This is a genomic window from Actinoalloteichus sp. GBA129-24 (genome assembly GCF_001941645.1).
In the GTDB taxonomy this organism is placed as follows: Bacteria; Actinomycetota; Actinomycetes; order Mycobacteriales; family Pseudonocardiaceae; genus Actinoalloteichus_A; species Actinoalloteichus_A fjordicus.
Genome location: NZ_CP016077.1, coordinates 5,572,516 through 5,593,685 on the forward strand (window position 1 = coordinate 5,572,516; position 21,170 = coordinate 5,593,685).

Here is a 21,170-nt window from a genome sequence, read left to right on the forward strand (position 1 = left end):
GCCTCGCCTGGAGACCGCACCCTGTCCTCTCAGGCGGTCCGCCGCGCGACCCGTCAGCACGGCTCCCCCAGCAGATCCCGTACCAGCCCGCCCACCTGCTCCGTCTCCACCAGGAAGCCGTCGTGGCCGTAAGGCGATCGGATCAGCCGAAGGGCCGCGCCGGGAATGCCCTCGGCCAAGGCCCGCTGCTGAGCCACCGGGTAGAGCGCATCGGTGTCCACGCCTGCCACCAGCGTCCGGGCCGTGATCCTGCACAGTGCGGCGTCGATCCCACCCCGGTCGCGCCCCACGTCATGGGAGTTCTTCGACTCGACGAGCACCACATAGCTGCCCGCATCGAACCGTCGCAGCAGTTTGTCGGCCTGATGGTCCAGATAGGACTCGATTGCGAACCGCCCGCCCCGGCCGGGCTCCTCCCCGGCCTGCGGCCGCCTGCCGAACCGCTCGGCCAGTTCGCCCTCGCCGCGATAGGTGGTGTGCGCGATGCGCCGCGCGACGCCCAGGCCTGCGTCCGGGCTGGTGCTGTGGCGGTGATAGTCGCCGCCGTGCCAGTGCGGATCGGCGCGGATGGCGTGCAGTTGGGTCGACGCCCAGGCGATCTGCTGCGCGGAGGATGCCGCCGGGCAGGACAGCGCCAGCAGCGCGTCGACGCGATCCGGCAGGCCGACGGCCCATTCGAGGGCCCGCATCCCGCCCATCGAACCGCCGAGGACAGCTGCCCAGACGTCGATGCCGAGCGCGTCGGCGAGGCGCGACTCGGCGGCGACGTGGTCGCGCACGGTGATCCGGGGGAAGCGGGCCCCCCACGGTTTGCCGTCCGGGCCGGGAGAGGACGGTCCCGTGCTGCCCTGACAGCCGCCGAGGGCGTTGGGGGCGACGATGAATCGTCGATCGGTGTCGAGCGGCCTCCCGGGACCGACGAGGCCCTCCCACCAGCCCGGCGTGGGGTGACCCGTGCCAGCCGGGCCGACGACGTGGCTGTCCCCGGTGAGGCCGTGCAGGACGAGCACGGCGTTGGAGCGGTCGGCATTCAGCGTGCCCCAGGTCTCGTAGGCGAGCCGCACGCCGGGCAGCAGCACCCCGGACTCCAACCGCAGTGCCGTGTCGAGCGCCGCCCACCGCCGGCCGCCGGGATCGTCGCCGTCTCGCCAGAACCGGCCGACCGGGGTGGGCGATCCAGCTGGGGCACGGGTCACAGGTGCGCCTCGGCCGCCCGGAAGCCTGCCTCCAGGTCCGTTCGCAGGTCGTCGACGCCCTCCAGCCCGACGGCCAGCCGGACCAGGCCGGGCGTCACGCCGGAGGAGCGCTGTTCGACCTCGGACAGCTGGCTGTGCGTCGTGCTGGCCGGGTGGACGATGAGGCTGCGGACGTCGCCGATGTTGACGAGCTGGCTGAACAGCTCGGTGCCGTCGACGAACGCGCGACCGGCCTCGACGCCGCCCCGCAGCTCGAAGGAGACGACCGCGCCCGCGCCGCGCGGCAGGTACTTCTGCACCGCGTCGTGGAACGGGCTACTCGACAGGCCTGCGTAGTAGACCGTCGCGACCTCGTCCCGCGACTCCAGCCATTCGGCCAGCGCCTGGGCGTTCGCGACGTGCCGCTCCAGGCGCAGTGACAGCGTCTCGATCCCCTGGAGGATGAGGAAGGCGTTCAGCGGGGCGATGGCCGCCCCGGTGTCGCGGAGCACCTGCACGCGCAGCTTGGCGGCGAAGGCACCGGGTCCGAGGGCCTCCCAGTACTTCAGGCCGTGGTAGCTCGGGTCGGGCTCGACGAAGCCGGGGAACCGCTCGCCCGCGCCGAAGTCGAAGGTGCCGCCGTCGACGACCACGCCCGCGATGGTCGTCCCGTGCCCGCCGAGGTACTTGGTCGCCGAGTGCACCACGATGTCGGCGCCGTGCTCGATGGGCCGCAGCAGGTAGGGGGTGGGCACGGTGTTGTCGACCACCAGCGGCACCCCCACCTCATGGGCGAGGTCGGCGACCGCGCGGATGTCGAGCACGTTGCTGCCGGGATTGGCCAGCGACTCGGCGAAGAAGAGCTTCGTGTTCGGCCGGGCGGCGGCCCGCCACGCGGCCAGGTCGTCCTGGTCGTCGACGAAGGTGACCTCGATGCCGAGCTTGGGCAGCGTGTAGTGGAAGAGGTTGTAGGTGCCGCCGTAGAGCGACGGGCTGGAGACGAGGTGATCGCCCGCGCTCACCAGATTCAGGATCGCGCCCGTGGTCGCCGCGGAGCCGGAGGCGAAGGCCACCGCCGCGACGCCGCCCTCCAACGCGGCGATGCGCTGTTCGAGGACGTCCTGGGTCGGGTTCATGATGCGCGAGTAGATGTTGCCGGGCTCGGCGAGGCTGAACAGGTCGGCGCCGTGCTGGGTGTCGCGGAAGACGAACGACGTGGTCTGGTAGATCGGCGTCGCCCGCGCCCCGGTGGCCGGGTCCGGCGCCGCGCCCGCGTGCACCTGTTTGGTCTCGAAGGACCAGCCTGCGGTGTCCGGTGCCGACGGCTCGGGGACGGGGGTCGTGTCGGGTGCCTCGACGGTCATCGGTGGACTCCTCCTGGGGACGCGGCCGCCACGACGTCAGGCCGGGTCGGACGCCGGATCGACCGGTGTCCGCACCGCCTCGGCGCGCGGCCGGGATCGACGGTGGCGGCCGAACGCCACCGGTCGTGACGTCGTCGCCATCCTGTCGGCGAGGCTAGGTTGCTCCCAACAGCCGGTCCACCATGTCCACCATGTGGGCTGATCTCTACTCGTTCGAGTGAAATCAGGACCCGGAACGACGAGCGGGCCGCCCCATCCCCACCGGGATCGGACGGCCCGCCTTCTCGGTCACCTCCGCCGGATCAGCGTCCGCCGAGGCCCTTGTCCAGACCTGCGCGGCGCAGGGCGTCGGCCATCGCGCCGCCGCCGGAACCCGCGCGATCCCGGTCGCGGCCGTTCCCGCCACGCCCGCCGCCGGAGTTCCCGTTGCCGCCCCGAGCCGTGTGGCCGCCGGAGCCCGACCGGCCACGGCCGGCGCCGCGCCTGCCGTCGCCGCCGTTCTGGTTCCCGCCGTCCCGATCGCGTCGGCCGTTGCCGCCCGATCCGTTGCCGCCGCGCGCGTCGACCTCGTCCTGAAGGCGCAGGGTCAGCGAGATCCGCTGGCGCGGCACGTCCACCGAGAGGACCTTCACCCGGACCACGTCCCCGGACTTGACCACCTCGCGGGGATCGCTGACGAAGTCGTTCGACATCGCCGAGACGTGGACCAGTCCGTCCTGATGGACGCCGACGTCGACGAACGCGCCGAAGGCCGCGACGTTGGTGACCACGCCCTCCAGCAGCATCCCCGGCACGAGGTCGCCGATCTTGTCCACGCCCTCCTTGAAGGTGGCCGTGACGAAGGCGGGCCGGGGGTCGCGGCCGGGCTTCTCCAGTTCCTTGAGGACGTCGGTGACCGTCGGCAGACCGAACTTCTCGTCGACGAACTGCTCCGGGGAGACGGCGGCGAGCGCCCGGCCGTTGCCCAGGACGGCGCCGATCTCGGTCTTTCCCGCGTCCAGGATGCGGCGGACCAGCGGGTACGCCTCCGGGTGCACGCTGGTCGTGTCGAGGGGGTCCTCCCCGCCGGGAATGCGCAGGAAGCCCGCGCACTGCTCGAAGGCCTTCGGGCCGAGGCGGGCGACGTCCTTCAACGCCTTGCGCGACCGGAACGGCCCGTTGCCGTCGCGATGGGCCACGATGTTCTCCGCCAGGCCCTCCCCGATGCCCGACACCCTGGTCAACAGCGGCGCCGACGCGGTGTTGACGTCGACGCCCACGGCGTTCACGCAGTCCTCGACCACCGCGTCCAACGAGCGGGAGAGCCGAGCCTCGGCCAGATCGTGCTGATACTGCCCGACGCCGATGGACTTCGGATCGATCTTGACCAGCTCCGCGAGCGGGTCCTGGAGGCGCCGCGCGATGGACACCGCGCCCCGCAGGGACACGTCCATGCCGGGCAGCTCCTGCGTGGCGTAGGCCGAGGCCGAGTACACCGAGGCGCCCGCCTCGGACACGACGGCCTTGGTCAGCTTCAGCTCCGGATGCCGCGTGATCAGCTCGGCGGCGAGCTTGTCGGTCTCCCGCGAGGCCGTGCCGTTGCCGATCGCGATGAGGTCGACCCCGTGCCGCTGGGCGAGGCGGGCCAGGACGGCCAGCGACTCGTCCCACTTCCTCGCGGGCACGTGCGGGTAGATGGTCTCGGTCGCGACGACCTTGCCGGTGCCGTCGACCACGGCGACCTTCACTCCGGTCCGGAAACCGGGGTCCAGTCCCATCGTCGCCCGGCTGCCCGCCGGGGCGGCGAGCAGCAGATCACGCAGGTTGGCGGCGAACACTCGCACCGCCTCCTCCTCGGCCGCCTGGCGCAGCCGCATCCGCAGGTCGATGCCGAGGTGGGTCAGGATGCGGGTCCGCCAAGCCCAGCGCACGGCGTCGTTCAGCCAGCGGTCGGCAGGCCGTCCCTTGTCCGCGATGCCGAACCGGGCCGCGATCCGCGTCTCGTACTCGGTCGGTCCCGGTCGGGTCCCGGCCTGCTCTTCGGCCGGGTCCGTCGGGGAGGGATCGACGACCAGGTCGAGCATCTCCTCCTTCTCGCCTCGGAACATCGCCAGGATGCGGTGCGAGGGCAGCCGGGTGAGCGGCTCGGAGAAGTCGAAGTAGTCGGAGAATTTCGCGCCCGCGTCCTCCTTGCCCTCGCGGACCCGGGCGGACAGTCGGCCCTGGGTCCACATGTGCTCGCGCAGTCCGCCGATCAGATCGGCGTCCTCGGCGAAGCGCTCGACGAGGATCGAGCGGGCACCCTCCAGCGCGGCCTGGACGTCCGCAACGCCCTTGTCCGCGTCGATGAAGCCCGCCGCCTCGGCCTGGGGATCGTGCGACGGATCGTCGAGCAGGCGCTCGGCGAGCGGTTCGAGCCCGGCCTCGCGAGCGATCTGCGCCTTGGTGCGCCGCTTGGGCTTGTACGGGAGATAGACGTCCTCCAGCCGTGCCTTGGAGTCCGCCGCCATGATGCTGGCCTCGAGCGCCTCGTCGAGCTTGCCCTGCGATCGGATCGAGTCCAGGATCGCGGTCCGGCGCTCCTCCAACTCGCGCAGATAGCGGAGTCGCTCCTCCAGGTTGCGCAGCTGCACGTCGTCGAGGGTGCCGGTCACCTCCTTGCGGTATCGGGCGATGAAGGGCACCGTCGCCCCGCCGTCAAGCAGCTCGACCGCCGAGCGCACCTGGGTCTCCCGCACACCCAGCTCGTCGGCGATCTTGGAATGAATGGACGTCGTCACTGTTAGAGCCCGCCTCCATTGCGTCACGGTCGCCGTGCATTCTGCCGCGCTGCGGCCCGCGACCGGTGCGCCGCCCGCCGTCGGCGCGTCCCGGTCGCGAGGCCTCCTGTCGATCAGTGCGCCGCGCCGCCGAACAGCCAGCGGGTCGCCTCCACCTCGACGAGCACGGTCGTGTCCACGCCGTAACCGGGCTCGGTGAGATCCCAGCCGTCGTACTTCTCCGCGAAGGCCGCGACGATCTCCGGGTGGAGCACCCGGTGCACGACGGCCCGTCCCTCGGCCACCACCGGGGCCTCGCCGTCCGGCAGGGCCAGCGACACTCGCGGCTCGGCGATCAGGTTGCGCGCCTTGCGGCTGCCCTCCCCGGTGCTGACCCACCAGGTGCCGTCCCGGTAGACGAACCAGACGGGCGCGACATGCGGCGATCCGTCCGGACGCACCGTGCACAGCATTGTGGTGCGCTCGGTGTTCAGTCGCTTCGACGCCTCGACACTCAGTTCAGCCATCGACCCATCCCACCAGCTCGGCGTGCGCGGCCCGCACTCGGCTCTCCGCTCGGCACCGGCCGTGCTCGGTTCGGGGTGGGCACGGCGGCTCAGCCCCATTGTCCAGAAAGGACGCAGACGGGGCGGGTCGGTCCATCGTGGTGGGAGCCGTCGCGGCGCACGGCGGTCGGGTGACTGGTCCCCGTGTGGCAGGCCACCGGGCAGCGTTCGAGGTCCCCCGCCTGCCCACCAAGGAGGCGATGCCGTAGATGCCGGACGGAGTCGCGGGCACGGCAGACGACGATCCGACCGGCGCCCGCACGACCCGCAGGCGGGCGGCCTGGCATGCCTGATGCGGTCGTGTTTCGCTGCGACGACAGGGCGCGAGCCGTACGCGGAGTATCGACTGACGGTCTGGCCGAACCGCTGCGGACCACCAGCGACGCCCACGTCGTGACAGGCGGTCCGCCCGAGCGGCCCGGCGGCAGGCGCCTAGTCGTCATTCCACCAGAAGTGCCGCCTGAATGCGTGTCAGCACCGCAGGCACGTCCACCTCGGTGACCACCCGGACCGCCGGGCGGTTCGGGCCCGGGTCGACCTCGGTGGTATAGCCGCGCCGGTCGATCAGGGTCGCGCCCCGAGTCCGGCTGCCCGCCTGCTCCACGACGACCGGATGCTCCTCGTATTCGGCGAGGTCCGGTTCCAGCAGCAGCACGGCGGCCAGCGGGTCGTGCATGACGGTGCCCAGTTCGCCCTTGCCCTCGTACACCGCGTAGGCCTCGCGATAGCGGCGGGCCCACGCCGTCATGGCGCGGGCGCGCACACCGGGCGCGGCGGCGACGGTCTCCCACCACGGCGCGCCCGCCCACACCTGGAGCGTGACGTCCACCGGCACGATCATCAGCGGGAAGCCGGCGCTCAACACCTGGTCGGCGGCCTGCGCGTCGTGGGCGGCGTTGGCCTCCGAGTGGGCCGTGATGTTGCCAGGCCGATGGAAGGCGCCGCCCATCCAGATCACCGAGCGGACCAGGCGCGGCAGGGCCGGTTCGAGGTGCAGGGCGAGTGCGAGGTTGGTCAGCGGCCCGAGCGCGAGGATCGACAGCTCGCCGGGGTTCTCGCGGCAGAGCCGGGCCAGTCGGACGGCCGCGTGCTCGTCGACCGGCCGCGCCGAGGCGGCGGGTCCGGCGGCGCCGGACAGGCCGTCGTCGCCGTGCACGAACCCGCCGCCGGACAGGGCCGACCGATCCAGCGGCAGTTCGGCGCCGACGGCGACCGGCACCGCGCCGAGTCCGCCGACTTCCAGGATGCGCAGGGCGTTCTCCGCAGCGGGCCGAGCGGCGAGATTGCCGTGCACGCTGCCGACCGAGACGATCTCCACCCGGTCGCGCTGGGCGGCCAGATAGAGCAGTGCGACGGCGTCGTCCACCCCCGGATCGGTGTCGACGATCACTCGAATCGGTGCCATCGGGCGTGCTCCCTCCATCGTGCCGCCGTGCTTCGCAATAGTCCGGCCCGCAGTAGATCACGTTGGGGGGCGGCGGCCGGGCGGTCATCGCGCACCCGTGGAATCAGGCCGCCGCGTCCCCCGCGCTGATCAGTCTCGGTGATCGTCAGGTCGATTCTCGTTCGCCGACACTGAGCCTGACTGCGCCCCGAGTCGGCGACCATCCAGCGTGGGTTGTGACCCGGGTTTCCCCGCCCACGCCGCGGCCGAGGCGGTGCCCGCCGACGAGAGTCAGCCCGGCACCTCGGCAGGCACCACGTCGCGGTACCGCCGATAGGCCGCCTTCTCCCACCCACTCGTTCCCTCGATCTCCTCTGGCGACAGCGGATCGGGCAGCGGTCCCGCGTGGAACGCCTCGCGCGCCGCATCGTCGACCCACTGCGAGTAGGCGAGTGCTCTGGTGCCGTCCACACTGCGATGCAGGTAGAGCGCCGTCCGTCCCGGCACCGGTCTGGCGGCCGCGTCGGTCCACGCGTCGAGCAGCCGCGCCTGTGCCTCGACGTCCTCGGTCCGCATCGTGGTGATCTCGATGCTGCCCGCCGCACGGTGGTCGACGCCTGCCGTCGTCGCACCCGCGCCGATGGCGCGGTGCAGCCGGTAGCGAACCACGCCCGGCCGCTCGATGCCGGGAACGTCCTCATCGATGCTCCGGACCATCGCCGGACGCCGGGTTCGCATGAAGGCCAGATGATCCGGGTCGCTCCGCCACTGCGCGTAGTTGAGCACCGTGGTGCCGTCCAGGCTCAGCAGGCAGGTGAGAGCAAGGAACCCGGCAGGCCAGGGCGGCTGCTCCCATTCGCCGATCAGCGAGTCGGATGCGGCGCGCTGCCGCTGTGGCGATCCGACGATCCACGGACTGATCAGGATCGTTCCTACGTCAGATCGGCTCGCCACGCGTCGTGACTGGCGTCCTGTGGTCATGTCAAAAGCTCCGCTCATCACGTCGGGGGGGGAACACGATCATCCTGCAAGCCGAACCAAGGTTCAGGTCAATGGCCGGCACCGATCGGCGAGGAGTGGTTGCCGATCCGAATCGATGCCGGGACGGCTGCCGGGAAGACTGTCGTGCCGACCCCAACGGCGCGAGGTACTCGTTCGTCGGGCTGCCGACCAGCGTCCGCGAAGGACTTTCACGGCTCACGCGCCGGATGGGGCGCACCGATACCGGAGCCGACTTCATCGTCCGCCCGGACGGCGAACGGGTGTTCCTGGAAGCCGATTCCGGACCGCAGTTCGACTGGTTGGAATCAGCGACCGGCACCGACGTGGTCGGCGCGATGGCGCGACGACTGGCGAAGGGGCTCACGTGACGGTCACCGCATGGCCGGGTCTTGCCGACGACCCGGTGAACGAACCCGTCGCAACGGGCAAGGTCTCCTCGGGCGCGGCGAGGCGGCGGGTCCGCAGTAGACCACGGGTCGACGGGAGTCCGGCGGGTGGTCGGGTCGGCTGCGATATCCGGATGCGGGCGGGCGGTCGCGCGGCTACCTTTCCGGCGGAGTCGATCGCCGACGACGAGGGGAGCCAGGATGCGGGCCGACGACGGGACGACGCGGGTCGTCATCGAGGAGTTCCCGGTCTCGACGTCGGCGGCGGGGCCGTACGGCGTCGCCGCCGGGCCGGACGGCGCGTTGTGGACCACCCTCGTCCACGCGGGCGCCATCGCGAGGGTGGCGACCGACGGCGAGGTCCGGGTACATCCGCTGTCCTCGGCGACGGGCGGCCCCACCGTCATCGTCCCCGGCCCGGACGGCGCCCTGTGGTTCAGCGAGTATCGAGGCCACCGGCTCGGTCGGATCACCACCACAGGCGAGGTCGCCGAGTTCGACCTGCCGACGCCGGAGGCGGGTCCGTACGGCGTGGCCGCCGGGGCCGACGGGGCGCTGTGGTTCACGGAACTGGCGGCGAACCGCATCGGTCGCTGCACCGTCGACGGCGAGGTCACCGAGTTCCCGCTGCCCGTCCTGGACGCCATGCCCTCGGCGATCACGGCCGGTCCCGACGACGCGCTGTGGTTCACGCTGAACCAGGCGAACGCGATCGGCCGCATCGACCTGCGCGGCGCCGTCACGCTTCGACCGCTGCCGACGCCCGCCGCCGCGCCGGTCGGCATCACCCTCGGCGGCGACGGTGCCCTGTGGTTCGTCGAGATCGGGGTGAGCGCCGTCGGCCGGATCAGCGTCGACGGCGAGATCACCGAGTTCCCGCTGCCCGACTCGAACGCCCGTCCCCATGCCGTCGTCGCGGGCCCGGACGACGCCTGCTGGTTCACCGAGTGGGGTGGCAACGGGATCGGGCGCATCGAGCATGGCGGCCGGATCGAGCGGTTCCCGCTGCCGACCCCGGCCTCCGAGCCGCACGGCATCGCCCTCGGCCCGGACGGCGCGCTCTGGGCGGCGTTGGAGTCCGGGGCGCTTGCCCGGGTCTCCCTCGGTCCGGGCGGCTGATCGGCGGGGTCCGGCGTCCGGCGTGCTGCCGCCGTCCGCGACCGGCTGCTGTGCGGCGGCCTGCTGGAACGAATCCCACGTGCCGTCACCACCGTAACGGCGGTGCCGTTTCCACCACGTCTGCCACGCCCCCGAACTCGACCGGCACATCGCGACAGGCCAGCCCGCACCAGAACCGGTAGATGATCCCCTCGGCCACCCGGCGGTGATCAGCGAACGGCCGACCCGGTAGGCCATCCGACGAAGGCAGCAGCCGTTCCAGCTGGCGCAGGACCGCACCGGTCGACACGAATCAGCCTGCCGAATCCACACATCCCAGCGGAATCCGCCTGGCCGGACGCAGTTCTTCTACCGGTAGCCGAGCGACACCCGAGTGCAGGCAGGGCCCCTCTGACCGGACCCGGCGCCTACGGCAACGACGCCCAGAACGACTGCAGAGCCGTGACCGTCGCGTCCGGCCCTTCCATCATCCACCAGTGGTTGAGCCCCGCCAGCTCCGCCGTACGAGCGCCGAGCCCGAGGGCCATCTCCCTGGATCGGGCCGGGTCGTCGGAGTCGTCGGCGGTCGCCCGCAGCACGAGGCCGGGCGCCGACGTGGGCCGGGACATCTCGGCACCCCAGTCGGCGAAGATGTTGGGCGTCGCCGACCGGTAGAGCGCGAGGATGCTCTCGCCCATCGTGTCGTCGATGTCCTTCTCGATCTGTGCCGCGTCCGTCGGTGTCGGGCAGGACGCCAGCAGCGCGGTCTTCATCCAGCCGGGTTCACCGGGGCGACCGCCTGCGTCGGCGGACGCGGCCACGAACGCCGCCATCCAGTCCTCGCCGCGACCGGGAGTGCGCCAGATCTGCGCCATGTCGTGCCAGACGACGTCGCGGTGCGTCACCGAGGCACAGTCCACCGCCCAGCTGCGCACCGGGACGTCAAACGCGGTGACCACCCGCAGCACGATGCCTGCTCCCCAGTCGTGCCCGACGACGTCGACCGGGCCGTCGATCCCCCGCAGCTCCGTGGCCAGCCACTGCGCGTACTCGTCCTTCGTGGCGCCGAAACCGGCGGGCCTCGGCGCACCGAAACCGGGCAGGTCGAGGGCCACGCTCGGCACCCCGGCGTCCGCTAACCGCGCACGCACGCCGTTCCAGATCACGCCCGTCTCCGGGACCCCGTGCAGGAACACTGCAGTCACATCCGGCTCCTCATCTGTAGTTCGCGACTGTTGATCACGCTACCGACAGGGCCACGGCGGGGCGGCCACCGGCGGTCGACCGCATCGACCACCGTGGCCCTCACCTCGTCGAACGCGGATTCTGCAGCGCCCCACAGTGGCGCGGCCTCACGACCCGCTACGACGAACTCGCGCTGACCTGTCGCGGCGGGGTTGTCCTGACGGCGATCATCACCGGGCTACGAGCATGAGGACACACAGCCCGGGCAACCGTTCGACCGGGCCGGACATCGGTGTCGGCCACAGGATCGCCGCCGCCTGCGGCGGGCACGAACCCCCGTGCCTGCCATCGATCGCGCCAGTCCCGGCCCGTCGGCATCCGCGACACCAGGCTGGGGATCGATCGTGTTCCTGAGCCGTTCCTCTCGGACGGTTCTCGATTCCGATCACTCCAACGTGGAACCGAGGGGACGTCCTCCTCACACGACATCGGTCCGTCGACTGGAGCACCGAACCGGCGGTGTGTCGGTCTCACCCCACCGTCTCGACGCCGCCCAGGAATCGGTACTGGCCCACCTCGATCAGCCAGGCGCCGGGAAACCGGGCCAGCATCCGCAGCTGTTCCCGGTTCGCGGTCATGCCGACGAACTCGTCATAGGCACCGTGCTCGGCCCACTCCATGTACTGGAACACCCGGTGCCCGTCGAGGCTGGCGTGCATGTACACGGCGAGCAGGCCCGCAGGCCTGCTCTCCTCGAACACACCGATCACGATGTCGCAGAACTCGTGCTGTTGATCAGGTCCCGCCGTCTCGTAGACGGTGATGCTGATCCGTTCGAAGTGCGGCCTCGGGTCGCGCAGCACAGCGGACCGGTACACCCGGTACGGAACCGCCCCCGGTCGTTCGATCCCCTGGACCACCCGATCGACGAAGCGCAGCATCGACGGTCGCTCCACGGCGATGAAATGACGCAGTGACTTCTCGTCCACCCATTGGGAGTAGGTGAGCATCCCTCGGCCGTCCAGGCTCGCGTAGCAGCTGATGGAGATCAGGCCGTCCAGCCACCCCCAGCCGGACCGCTCGGCGAGCAGCGCTTCCGCCGCGCGGGTCTGCTTCTCCGGTCCGTCGACGATCCAGCGGCCCATCAGGGCCAGGTCGGCGTCGGCACGGTCGATGGCGGGCGGATGCTCCCGACGACCGGACACCGGCCTCCCCCTTTCTGCTGGCCCCACGCCTGGCGTGGTCGACGCGGTCTTGCAGGCAGCCTGACATGGCACGCAGCGGGCCGCCCGTCGCGAAGGGCCGTCCCGTGCGCGGTCGGGGGTCGAAGCGGAACCCCGTCGGGTGTCGCCCACTCGGTCGAGGATCGGCCGAGGCACCGAGGACGGGCCGCAGAGCCGCCGGGCGCTCGGACTCCCGGCGTCAGGCGCGAGGCCGGTCCGCCGAGGTCAGGAGCCGTCCCGGCTCCTGCTCGACGGCGGCGGATCGCGCAGGCAGCCCGCACCCGGCGGCGACGGGCTCAGGCGAGGGCGGCCAGCCGGGCGTCGAGCGCGTCGAGATCCGGGAGGAACCACACGTGACGACCCCGATTCGACTCCTCGACCAGGGCTCGCAGCGCCGAACTCGACGCCAGGTGCGCGGCGATGTCGCCGATGACGGCCAGCCGCACGTTGTAGTTGACGAACTTCTGCATGACCTCGCCCGCAAACCCGGTGCGCAGGCGGTAGAAGCTCTCGTCCAGCCGCCCGGCGGGGACGGCCACCGCCTTGGCGCCGAGGAAGGCGGCGCCGACCAGGTCCAGGGCGTCCTGAATCGTGGTCACCGTCGGCCCCGCCGGATCGCACACCAGGACCGAGACGCCTGCGCGCTGCTCCAGCACGTCAGTCACCGTCCACCTCCGAGGTCAGCAGCCCGTTGTCGCCGTCGAGGACGCTGTCGAGCAGGCGCAGCACCTCGGCGCTCTCGGCGAGGCAACCTAATATCACGATCTTCATACGGTGTCGCTCCTGGTCGTAGACGGTCTGGAGGCGCAGCGGGCGCGCCGGGTCGCGGGCGGTGTTCACCGAGGCCAGGACGAGCGTGCCCAGCCGATCGGCCGAGGCGGGCGAGACCCCGTCGATCTGCACGATGCTGGAGACCTCCGGGGCGGCGACTCGGGCGGGCCGGGGCTCGGGACGCCCCAGCAGAGCCTGCAGGTCGGCGGGCGCGATCCGGTACTGCTTGCCGATCCGCACCGCGGGCAGCCTGCCGGAGCGGATGTAGCCGCGCACGGTGCGGACGTGCAGACCGAGCCGATCCGCCACCTGTTCCACCGAGAGCATATCCTCACTCATCAGTCCCTCAATGACGCAGAATAGGTATAGATAGGGAAGTTTAGCGCACATCGATCCCGACGGGCCGCTCCGGCGCGGCTCCCGCCGTACGGCCGACGCCGAAGATCGCCGAGCATCGGAGCGCGGGTTCTAGACTCCGGCGCATGGCAGTCGTCGGCGGGAGACGCCGCGGACAACGGAGCGGTCGGCACGACGACGGGCTGATCGCCCTCGCGGTCACGATCATCGTCGTCACCGGGACCCTGTTCGACGATCACGACCCCGGTCACCCCGACGCCCTCAATGTCTGGGGGTGGCTGCTGATCCTGCTGGCCTGTGCGGCCCTGCTGGTGCGCAGCCGTTTCCCCGTCACGGTCGCGCTGCTCGCCCTCGCCTCCTGCTGCGTGTATTACCCGGTGTTCGCCGTGGACGGGCCGTTGATGGTGACCTTCGCCGTGGGCCTCTACACCGTGGCCGCGCGCGGCCACCTGACGGTGGCGGTGCTCATGGCCGTCGGCACCATGCTCGCGGTCGGCTACGGCGAGGCGGGGGCCGAGTACCGCAACGTCGACGACGCCACGATGTTCCTGCTCGCAGGCTGGCTGGTGGCCGTGATCTCGATCGGCGCCGTGCAGCGCAATCGACTCGCCTACCTCCACGAGGTCGAGCAGCGGGCCGCCGTCGCCGAACGCGGTCGAGTCGAGGAGTCCAGAAGGCAGGCCAGCGAGGAACGGTTACGGATCGCCAGGGAGCTGCATGACGCTCTCGGGCACAACATCTCGCTGATCAACGTCCAGGCCAGCGCGGCGCTGCATCGCTTCGACGAGGACCCGGCCCAGGCCAGAGCCGCCCTCGACGCCGTCAAGAAGGCCAGCGGCTCGGCGTTACGGGAGCTGCGCGCGACCCTCGGGATGCTGCGGCAGGTCGACGAGGCCGCCCCCGCGATCCTTTCGCCCAGCCTGGACCGCGTCGACGAACTCGCCGCCCAGGCTCGGTCGACAGGGCTGGCGGTGACCGTCGAGGTGACCGGTGCCGCGCGCGAACTGCCCGCCGAGGTCGATCGCGCCGCCTACCGGATCATCCAGGAGGCACTGACCAACGTGGCCCGGCACGCGAATGCGGGGACGGCTCACGTGACGATCGGGTACGAGCGCGAAGATGTGCGCGTGACGGTCGACGACGATGGACGAGGCGGTGTCCCGGTGCCGGGGAACGGCCTGCGGGGCATGGACGAGCGAGCGCGGGCGCTCGGCGGAGAACTCGCCGTGGGCAGCAGGCGCGAGGGCGGCCTCCGGGTGACCGTCCGGCTTCCGACGGGTGCAGGCCGGTGATCCGCGTCCTGCTGGTCGACGACCAGAATCTGGTCCGGGCGGGCTTCCGCTCCATCCTCGACGGCGAACCCGACATCGAGGTGGTGGCCGAAGCCGCCGACGGCCACGGTGCGCTGCGGCTGGCCGCCGAGCACCGGCCCGACGTGGTGCTCATGGACGTCCGGATGCCCGAGCTGGACGGGCTGGAGGCGACCAGACGGCTGGCGGCCGATCCGCGACTCGCCGAGGTCCGAGTGGTCATCCTCACCACCTTCGACCTCGACGACTACGTCTACGACGCGCTGCGGTCGGGCGCGGCGGGCTTCCTCGTCAAGGACACCGAGCCGATGGAGCTGATTCACGCGGTGCGGGTGGTCGCGCGCGGCGACGCGCTCCTGGCCCCGGCGGTCACCAGGAGGCTCATCGCCGAGATCGCAGGACGCAGGCGGGCCCCCGAGCCGAGTCCGGTGCTGAACGGACTGACCGACCGCGAGCGGGAGGTGCTCGCCCTGGTCGCGGAGGGGCTCTCCAACGACGAGATCGCGGCCAGGCTGGTGCTGAGCCCGGCCACCGCCAAGACGCACGTCAGCCGGATCATGACCAAGCTGCGCTCGCGGGACCGCGCCCAGCTCGTCGTGATGGCCTACGAGTCCGGGATGATCACCCCGCGCTGGCTGGCCTGATCTCCCCGTCCGGCGGGCCAGGCGGCAGACCGAGGGCGCACCGCGCCGCCCGCGTCCGGCCGCCCGCGCCGCGCAAGGACCCGCCCTCCCGGCCGACTCCGGCGGCGGTCGAAGCCGACTCGAGGCGAGCCCCGACCCTGACTCGAGCCTCCGGGACGGCCATCCCTCGGTGTCAGGGTCGTCGGGGTCGTACATCCACGGAGGTACCTCGATCACCCGCCTGCGGGTGACGACAGCGACCGAACGCCACGACGATCCTCATCGGGTGAATGCCGAGACCCTCGAACTCGCGCGCCTGCAATTCGCGATCACGGCGGGTGCGCACTTCCTGTTCGTCGCGCTGACCCTCGGTCTCGCGACGATCGTCGCGTGTCTCCAGACCAGGGCGACGTTCTCGCGCAGCGAGGTGCACGCCAGGATGACGCGGTTCTGGGGGCAGCTCTACGTCATCAACTACGCGGTCGGCATCGTCACCGGGCTGGTGATGGAGTTCCAGTTCGGCCTGAGTTGGAGCGGCCTCACCCACTTCGCGGGCAACGTCTTCGGCGCGAGCCTGGCCATGGAGACGCTGGTGGCGTTCTTCATCGAGTCCACCTTCCTCGGCCTGTGGATCTTCGGCTGGCATCGGCTCAACCGCTGGGCGCATCTGGCGTTGATCTGGGTCGTCACCCTGACCGCCTACGCCTCGGCCTATTGGATCCTGGTCTCCAACGGTTTCCTGCAGAACCCGGTCGGCTATCGCGTCGAGGGCGACAGCCTGGTCCTGACCGATCTCGGGGCGCTGCTGACCAACCACAGCACGATCCTGCCCTTCTGGCACATCCTCGGCGGCGCGCTGGTGACCGCGGCCTTCTTCATGGCCGGGATCAGCGCGTTCCACCTGTTCCGCCGCACCCCCGAGCAGGAGTTCTTCCGTCGGTCGCTGCGAATCGGGGTGGCCGTCGGCCTGCCTGCGCTGATGTTCACGGCGACGATCGGCGGCATCCAGTTCGCCCCCACCGGCGAGTCGCAGCCGATGAAGATGGCCGCCTACGCCGGGGATCAGGCCGAACTGGACCGCTTGCAGGCCGAGATGGTCGCGCAGTACGGCCCCGGCGATTATCTGCCGCCCGTGGGATGGGTGCAGGCGGGTGCCACCACGATGCTCGCGATGTTCGGACTCATGCTGATGCTGTCGGCGGCGAGCTTCCTGCTCATGTGGTTCCGCCCCGTCGTGCTGCGCTTCCGGCTGTGGCATCTGCTGCTGATCGCGGCGATCCCGATGCCCTTCATCGCGATGATCGCGGGCTGGGTGTTCCGGGAGATGGGCAGGCAGCCCTGGGTGGTCAACGGTCTGCTGCGCGTCGAGGACGCCGTCTCCCCGGTGTCCTCTGGGGCGATGCTCGGGTCGCTGATCACCTTCTCGGTGCTGTTCGGCGTGCTGATCCTCGTCAACTACTGGCTGTTGGCGCGGCAGGCGGCCCGAGGACCGGACGAGGTCGCACTCGGCAGGCCCGAGGCCGAGCACCGTCCAGAGCCCGCCCCGACGGCGACCTTCTAGAAGCGGAGCTGACCATGGAGATCATCGCCATCGCGGCCCTCGGCTTCTTCGCCGTCGGCTACTTCATCCTCGGCGGCGCCGACATCGGCGTGGGCATGCTGCTGCCCTTCCTGGGGCGCGACGCCGCCGAACGCCGGGTGGGGATCGCCGCCATCGCACCGTTCTTCCTCGGCAACGAGGTCTGGCTGGTGGCCACGGCGGGCATCCTGATCGGCGGCTTCCCCGTGTTGGAAGGCGCCCTGCTGAGCAGTCTCTTCCCCGTCGTGATCATGCTGCTCGCGGGCTGGGTGATCCGCGACATGGGCCTGTGGCTGCGGGGCAGGGAGACCGGGCGCATCTGGTGGGGGCTGTGTGACGGGGCGATCGTCCTCGGCAGCTGGGCGGTCGCACTGAGCTGGGGCTGGATGTTCGCGGGCCTGTTGGCCGGGATCATCGACCGGCCCGTGACCGGCCCCGGCGCGGGGCTGGCCGCCGTCGGCATCGCCGCGTTGTTCGCCGTACACGGACTCGCCTTCGCCGCCCTCCGGCTGGCGGGCACTCAGCGGGAACGAGCCCGCAGACTGTCCGGCGAGTCCGGCGAGGTGCGAACCTTCATCCTGACCTCGGCGGCGATGGCGGTGCCGGTGCTGGCCGTCGGAGCGCGGCTTCCGCTGGCGGAGTCCGCCGCCGACGCGGCCACCCTCGCGTTTCTGGTGCCGGTGCTGGTGGTGCTGACTCCGCTGCTGGTCGCCGCGCAGGGCTGGGTGTGGTGGTTGTTCCGTCACCGGGTGGACAGGCCGTCCTACCTGTGAGGACACGACAGGACGACCTGATGCCGCGTCGCGAGCGCGGCAGGTGGGCGCTGTACGCCCTCGCCCAGGCCCTGCTGATCATCGCGCAGGCCGAACTGCTGGCCAGGACGATCGCCGGGCTGGACTCGGGAATGCTGCCCTGGCTGGCCGGGGTCGTCGCGCTGCGAGCGGTGGTGACGCGCGCCTTCGGCGCGGCCGCCCGACGGGCGAGCATCGCGGTCCGCCAGGATCTGGGCGGCAGGCTGGTACGCCGCGCGGACTCCCGACGTCGAGGCGGCGAGTTCAGCACCCTGCTCACTCAGGGCCTCGCCGCCCTGGACCCGTATCTGAGCGGCTATCTCCCGCAGGTCGTGACGGCGGTCGTCGTGCCGCCGCTGGTGCTGATCCGGATCGGCATGGCCGACTGGATCTCGGCGGTGATCGTGGTGGCGGCACTGCCGTTGATCCCGGTGTTCGGCGCGTTGATCGGTCTGCGCACCCGTGAGCTGACCGACCATCGCTGGCAGGAGCTTCAGCGGCTCGGCGGCCACTTCCGCGACGTCCTCGTCGGACTGTCCACCCTGCGGGTCTTCGGACGCACCGACCACCAGGCGCTGGTGATCCGCGACATCGCCGAGGGACATCGCCGCGCGACGATGGGCGCGCTGCGGGTGGCGTTCCTGTCCTCCCTGGTCCTGGAGCTGGTCTGTTCGATCACGGTGGCGCTGGTGGCCGTGCCGATCGGGCTGCGCCTCATCGCGGGCGACGTCGATCTGGCTCCTGCGCTGGTGGTCCTGCTGCTCACCCCGGAGGCCCTGCTGCCGGTGCGGGCGCTCGGCACCCGGTTCCACGCGGCGGCGGAGGGGATGACGGTGGCCGATGAGGTGCGGGCCGTCCTCGCGGACCAGTCTGCCGGGGCGGACGAGCCTGCCACGGCGGTCTCGGTCTCGGCAGGCTCGGCAGGCAGTGGGCGGCTCTCACCGCGCGAGGACGGCGCGGCGGCCGGTGCCGCCGGTCGGGTCGGCGTCGGCGACCCGGTCCGCTTCGACGACATCGATCCGCCGCCTGCCGACCCGCCGCAACCGGCCGATCGCCTGCGGATCACCGCGTCGGATCGCCGCCGCCCCGACGAGCGCCGGGAGTCGGACCGCGACGATCCGCCGGAGATCCGGTTGGAGGAGGTCACCGTCCGGTTTCCCGGCCGGGATCGGCCCGCCCTGGACCGGGTGTCGCTGACGATCGCGCCGGGCGAACGGCTGGCGGTGGTCGGGCCCAGCGGCGCGGGCAAGTCCACGCTGCTCCACCTACTGCTCGGCTTCGTGACCCCGGACGAAGGGCGGGTCCTGATCGACGGGGTCGACCTCGCCGACCAGGACATCGCCCGGTGGCGCGGTCGGATCGCCTGGACGCCGCAGCAGCCGCATCTGTTCGCCACCTCCGTCGCCGACAACATCCGACTCGGCAGCCCCGAGGCCGGTGCTGACCAGGTCCGGGCGGCCGCCGCCACCGCGGAGGCCGCAGGCTTCATCGAGGCCCTGCCCGACGGATACGACACTGTGCTCGGCGAGCGGGGTGCGGGCGTCTCGGCGGGTCAACGTCAGCGGATCGCCCTGGCACGGGCGTTCCTGCGTGCCGCGCCGGTCGTGCTGCTCGACGAGCCGACGGCCCGACTCGACCTGCGCAGCGAGGCGGCGGTGGTCACGGCGGCGGCCCGGCTGCTCGCCGACCGCACGGCACTGCTCGTCGCGCATCGACCGGCCCTGGCGGGCATCGCCGACCGGGTCGTCACCCTGACGAACGGCCGGGCGGCCGACGGAGCGGCAACTCCCCGCGCGGAGGCCGCCACGCCACGACCAGGCGAGACGGCGCAGGCCGCCGGAGCAGGCGCCGAGACCAGGCGAGTCGAGACGACCGGCCGAGAACCCGCCCCAGACAGCTCTGATCCGGATGCGACCGGCCGGGACGATCGTTCACCTGCACGAATCGGCGGAGCGGAGGCGGGCCCGTGATCGAGATCCTGCGCACCGCGCGCACCTGGCGGCTGCTGTTCGCCGCCCTCGCCGGAATCGCCGCCGAGGTCTGCGCGGTGGCCCTGACCGCGACGGCGGCCTGGCTCATCACCAGAGCCGCCGAGCAGCCGCCGCTCGCCGCACTGGGCTCGGCCGTCGTGGCGGTCCGCGCGTTCGCGATCTTCCGGGGCGGGTTCCGTTATGTGGAGCGGCTCGCCGGTCACGACGTGGCGCTGCGGGCCGTGGCCCGCCTGCGCTCGCGCGTCTACCAGGCGGTGGTGCGCGGCGCCGTTCGCCGGGACGGCGACGCGCTGACCAGCATGGTCGCCGATGTGGACGGCGTGCAAGACCTGCTCCTGCGGGTGCTGCTCCCGGCGGTCTCCGCGGCGGCGGTCGGCGGCGGCTCGGTCGTGGTGTTCCTCGTCTTGCTGCCCGAGGCCGCGGTTCCGCTGGTGGCGGGGCTGCTGCTGGCAGGCATGGTGATCCCGGTCTGCGCCGCGCTGGCCCTGCGCCGGGCCGGTGCCAAAGTGGCGAGGGCCCGCGCGGCGCTGGCCGAACATGCCCTGGACCTCGTCGACGGCGCGCGGGAGCTCGCGGCCTTCGGCGCAACCGCCAGGGCGGGTGCCGAGGCCGACCGGCGGCTGGCCCGGGTGTCCGCCCTGGAGCGGCGGGCCGCAGCGGTGACGACGACGGCCACCGCCGCCTGCCTGATCGTCCAGGGCGGCTCGGCGGTGCTGGTGGCGTTGGCGGCACTGCGATCGGGGGCCGACGAGGTGCTGGTGGCGGTGCTCGCCCTCACCGCACTGGCCGCCTTCGAGACGGTCGGGCCGCTGGTCGAGGCGGCACATCGGTTCGTGGAGCTGCTGCCGTCGACACGGCGGGTCGCCGCGTTGTTGCGGACCCCCGCCGCGTCGCCGCCGCGCGGCGCCGCGCCGCCCACGGCGGGCGTCACGGTCACCGATCTATGGGCGAGGTACCCCGACGCCGCGCGGCCCGCGCTGGCCGGGGTGAGTCTGCACGTCGAGCCGGGCCGTTCCACGGCCGTGGTCGGGGCCAGCGGCGCGGGCAAGAGCACCCTGCTCGACGTCCTCGCGGGCCAGGTCGAACCGGCCGCTGGCGTCGTCACTACCCCGGAGTCGCGTTCGATGACCCAGGACGCACATGTCTTCCACACGACGGTGCGAGCGAACCTGCTGCTCGCGCGCCCCGACGCCGACGAAGAGGCGTTGCGGACGGCCGCGGCGCGGACCGGGCTGCTTCCGGTGATCGAGGCACTGCCGCAGGGCTGGGACACCGTGGTGGGCGAGGGCGGCCACGGGCTGTCCGGCGGACAACGGCAGCGGCTGCTGCTGGCGCGCGCGCTCCTGGCGGACCCGCCGCTGCTGCTGCTCGACGAGCCGACGGAGGGACTCGACGGTGCGGCGGCCGACACCGTGCTGGCGGCCGTCCTCGCGGCCAGAACAGGCCGGCTGACGATCGTGGTGACCCATCGCGCCGAGTGTCTCGACATGTTCGACGCCGTGGCGGTCCTCGACGAGGGCCTGCTCGTCGCGCACGGCCCGCATGAGGAGTTGGTCGGGCGGGATGCGGCCTACCGCGAGGTGTTCGCCGCGTTCGGGCCGGCGGTCGCCACCGGCTGACTGAGGTC

The 21,170-nt window shown here is 71.9% G+C and carries 18 protein-coding genes; 8 read left to right on the top strand and 10 right to left on the bottom strand.

Annotated elements, in window-relative coordinates:
• Nucleotides 1–53 precede the first annotated feature (53 nt).
• From metX to UA75_RS23835, 6 genes are all read right to left on the bottom strand, one after another.
• Nucleotides 54–1,196: a homoserine O-acetyltransferase MetX gene (gene metX / locus UA75_RS23810; RefSeq protein WP_075742166.1), complete on the bottom strand. Its 1,143-nt coding sequence runs from the start codon at nucleotides 1,194–1,196 to the stop codon at nucleotides 54–56.
• Entirely contained in the window at nucleotides 1,193–2,539 is a 1,347-nt protein-coding gene (locus UA75_RS23815; RefSeq protein WP_075742167.1) for a bifunctional o-acetylhomoserine/o-acetylserine sulfhydrylase, read from the bottom strand. The genes metX and UA75_RS23815 overlap by 4 nt, the downstream gene beginning before the upstream one ends.
• Before the next feature lie 302 nt (nucleotides 2,540–2,841).
• Complete coding sequence (locus tag UA75_RS23820; RefSeq protein ID WP_075742168.1) at nucleotides 2,842–5,298, bottom strand: Tex family protein; 2,457 nt, start codon at nucleotides 5,296–5,298, stop codon at nucleotides 2,842–2,844.
• A gap of 113 nt (nucleotides 5,299–5,411) precedes the next feature.
• Nucleotides 5,412–5,804, bottom strand: a complete 393-nt coding sequence (locus tag UA75_RS23825) for a pyridoxamine 5'-phosphate oxidase family protein (RefSeq protein ID WP_075742169.1) — start codon at nucleotides 5,802–5,804, stop codon at nucleotides 5,412–5,414.
• A 478-nt stretch (nucleotides 5,805–6,282) separates the two neighbouring features.
• Entirely contained in the window at nucleotides 6,283–7,248 is a 966-nt protein-coding gene (locus UA75_RS23830) for a nucleoside hydrolase (RefSeq protein ID WP_198042837.1), read from the bottom strand.
• Nucleotides 7,249–7,518: 270 nt separating this feature from the next.
• Nucleotides 7,519–8,208, bottom strand: coding sequence for an antibiotic biosynthesis monooxygenase (locus tag UA75_RS23835; RefSeq protein ID WP_198042838.1), 690 nt, complete (start codon nucleotides 8,206–8,208; stop codon nucleotides 7,519–7,521).
• A 227-nt stretch (nucleotides 8,209–8,435) separates the two neighbouring features.
• Between UA75_RS23835 and UA75_RS33395 the strand changes: the two genes are divergently transcribed.
• The gene (locus tag UA75_RS33395) at nucleotides 8,436–8,597 is read left to right on the top strand and encodes a hypothetical protein (RefSeq protein ID WP_157434401.1); all 162 of its coding nucleotides are present in this window, start codon (nucleotides 8,436–8,438) and stop codon (nucleotides 8,595–8,597) included.
• A gap of 219 nt (nucleotides 8,598–8,816) precedes the next feature.
• On the top strand, nucleotides 8,817–9,734 hold the full coding sequence (locus tag UA75_RS23845; protein ID WP_075742172.1) for a virginiamycin B lyase: 918 nt from the start codon (nucleotides 8,817–8,819) through the stop codon (nucleotides 9,732–9,734).
• 407 nt (nucleotides 9,735–10,141) lie between these two features.
• Here the strand turns inward: UA75_RS23845 and UA75_RS23855 are convergent, their stop codons facing one another.
• The 4 genes from UA75_RS23855 to UA75_RS23875 all read right to left on the bottom strand — a co-directional run bounded on the left by UA75_RS23855 (nucleotide 10,142) and on the right by UA75_RS23875 (nucleotide 13,231).
• Complete coding sequence (locus UA75_RS23855) at nucleotides 10,142–10,918, bottom strand: alpha/beta fold hydrolase (RefSeq protein ID WP_075742174.1); 777 nt, start codon at nucleotides 10,916–10,918, stop codon at nucleotides 10,142–10,144.
• A 510-nt stretch (nucleotides 10,919–11,428) separates the two neighbouring features.
• Entirely contained in the window at nucleotides 11,429–12,103 is a 675-nt protein-coding gene (locus UA75_RS23865; protein WP_075742175.1) for a hypothetical protein, read from the bottom strand.
• 314 nt (nucleotides 12,104–12,417) lie between these two features.
• A complete protein-coding gene (locus UA75_RS23870) occupies nucleotides 12,418–12,786 on the bottom strand; it encodes a DUF4180 domain-containing protein (protein ID WP_075742176.1) in 369 nt (122 codons plus the stop codon).
• Entirely contained in the window at nucleotides 12,779–13,231 is a 453-nt protein-coding gene (locus tag UA75_RS23875; RefSeq protein WP_198042839.1) for a helix-turn-helix domain-containing protein, read from the bottom strand. Before UA75_RS23875 ends, UA75_RS23870 begins: the two co-directional genes overlap by 8 nt.
• Nucleotides 13,232–13,374: 143 nt before the next feature.
• Between UA75_RS23875 and UA75_RS23880 the strand changes: the two genes are divergently transcribed.
• From UA75_RS23880 to cydC, 6 genes are all read left to right on the top strand, one after another.
• On the top strand, nucleotides 13,375–14,541 hold the full coding sequence (locus UA75_RS23880) for a sensor histidine kinase (protein ID WP_083683532.1): 1,167 nt from the start codon (nucleotides 13,375–13,377) through the stop codon (nucleotides 14,539–14,541).
• Nucleotides 14,538–15,203 (top strand): response regulator, encoded by a 666-nt coding sequence (locus tag UA75_RS23885; protein WP_075742178.1) that lies wholly within the window; start codon nucleotides 14,538–14,540, stop codon nucleotides 15,201–15,203. Before UA75_RS23880 ends, UA75_RS23885 begins: the two co-directional genes overlap by 4 nt.
• Before the next feature lie 265 nt (nucleotides 15,204–15,468).
• Entirely contained in the window at nucleotides 15,469–16,743 is a 1,275-nt protein-coding gene (locus UA75_RS23890) for a cytochrome ubiquinol oxidase subunit I (RefSeq protein WP_075744134.1), read from the top strand.
• A gap of 14 nt (nucleotides 16,744–16,757) precedes the next feature.
• Complete coding sequence (locus tag UA75_RS23895; protein WP_075742179.1) at nucleotides 16,758–17,534, top strand: cytochrome d ubiquinol oxidase subunit II; 777 nt, start codon at nucleotides 16,758–16,760, stop codon at nucleotides 17,532–17,534.
• Nucleotides 17,535–17,554: 20 nt separating this feature from the next.
• Nucleotides 17,555–19,522, top strand: coding sequence for an ABC transporter ATP-binding protein/permease (locus tag UA75_RS33400; RefSeq protein WP_157434402.1), 1,968 nt, complete (start codon nucleotides 17,555–17,557; stop codon nucleotides 19,520–19,522).
• Entirely contained in the window at nucleotides 19,519–21,162 is a 1,644-nt protein-coding gene (gene cydC / locus UA75_RS23905) for a thiol reductant ABC exporter subunit CydC (RefSeq protein WP_157434403.1), read from the top strand. The genes UA75_RS33400 and cydC overlap by 4 nt, the downstream gene beginning before the upstream one ends.
• Nucleotides 21,163–21,170 lie beyond the last annotated feature (8 nt).

Coding starts and splice junctions, on each gene's coding strand:
- UA75_RS23895 (WP_075742179.1), top strand. CDS start 16,758: ATGGAGATCATCGCCATCGCGGCCCTCGGCTTCTTCGCCGTCGGCTAC.
- UA75_RS23875 (WP_198042839.1), bottom strand. CDS start 13,231: ATGAGTGAGGATATGCTCTCGGTGGAACAGGTGGCGGATCGGCTCGGT.
- UA75_RS23845 (WP_075742172.1), top strand. CDS start 8,817: ATGCGGGCCGACGACGGGACGACGCGGGTCGTCATCGAGGAGTTCCCG.
- UA75_RS23880 (WP_083683532.1), top strand. CDS start 13,375: ATGGCAGTCGTCGGCGGGAGACGCCGCGGACAACGGAGCGGTCGGCAC.
- UA75_RS23835 (WP_198042838.1), bottom strand. CDS start 8,208: ATGACCACAGGACGCCAGTCACGACGCGTGGCGAGCCGATCTGACGTA.
- UA75_RS23825 (WP_075742169.1), bottom strand. CDS start 5,804: ATGGCTGAACTGAGTGTCGAGGCGTCGAAGCGACTGAACACCGAGCGC.
- UA75_RS33400 (WP_157434402.1), top strand. CDS start 17,555: ATGCCGCGTCGCGAGCGCGGCAGGTGGGCGCTGTACGCCCTCGCCCAG.
- UA75_RS23815 (WP_075742167.1), bottom strand. CDS start 2,539: ATGACCGTCGAGGCACCCGACACGACCCCCGTCCCCGAGCCGTCGGCA.
- UA75_RS23830 (WP_198042837.1), bottom strand. CDS start 7,248: ATGGCACCGATTCGAGTGATCGTCGACACCGATCCGGGGGTGGACGAC.
- UA75_RS33395 (WP_157434401.1), top strand. CDS start 8,436: ATGGGGCGCACCGATACCGGAGCCGACTTCATCGTCCGCCCGGACGGC.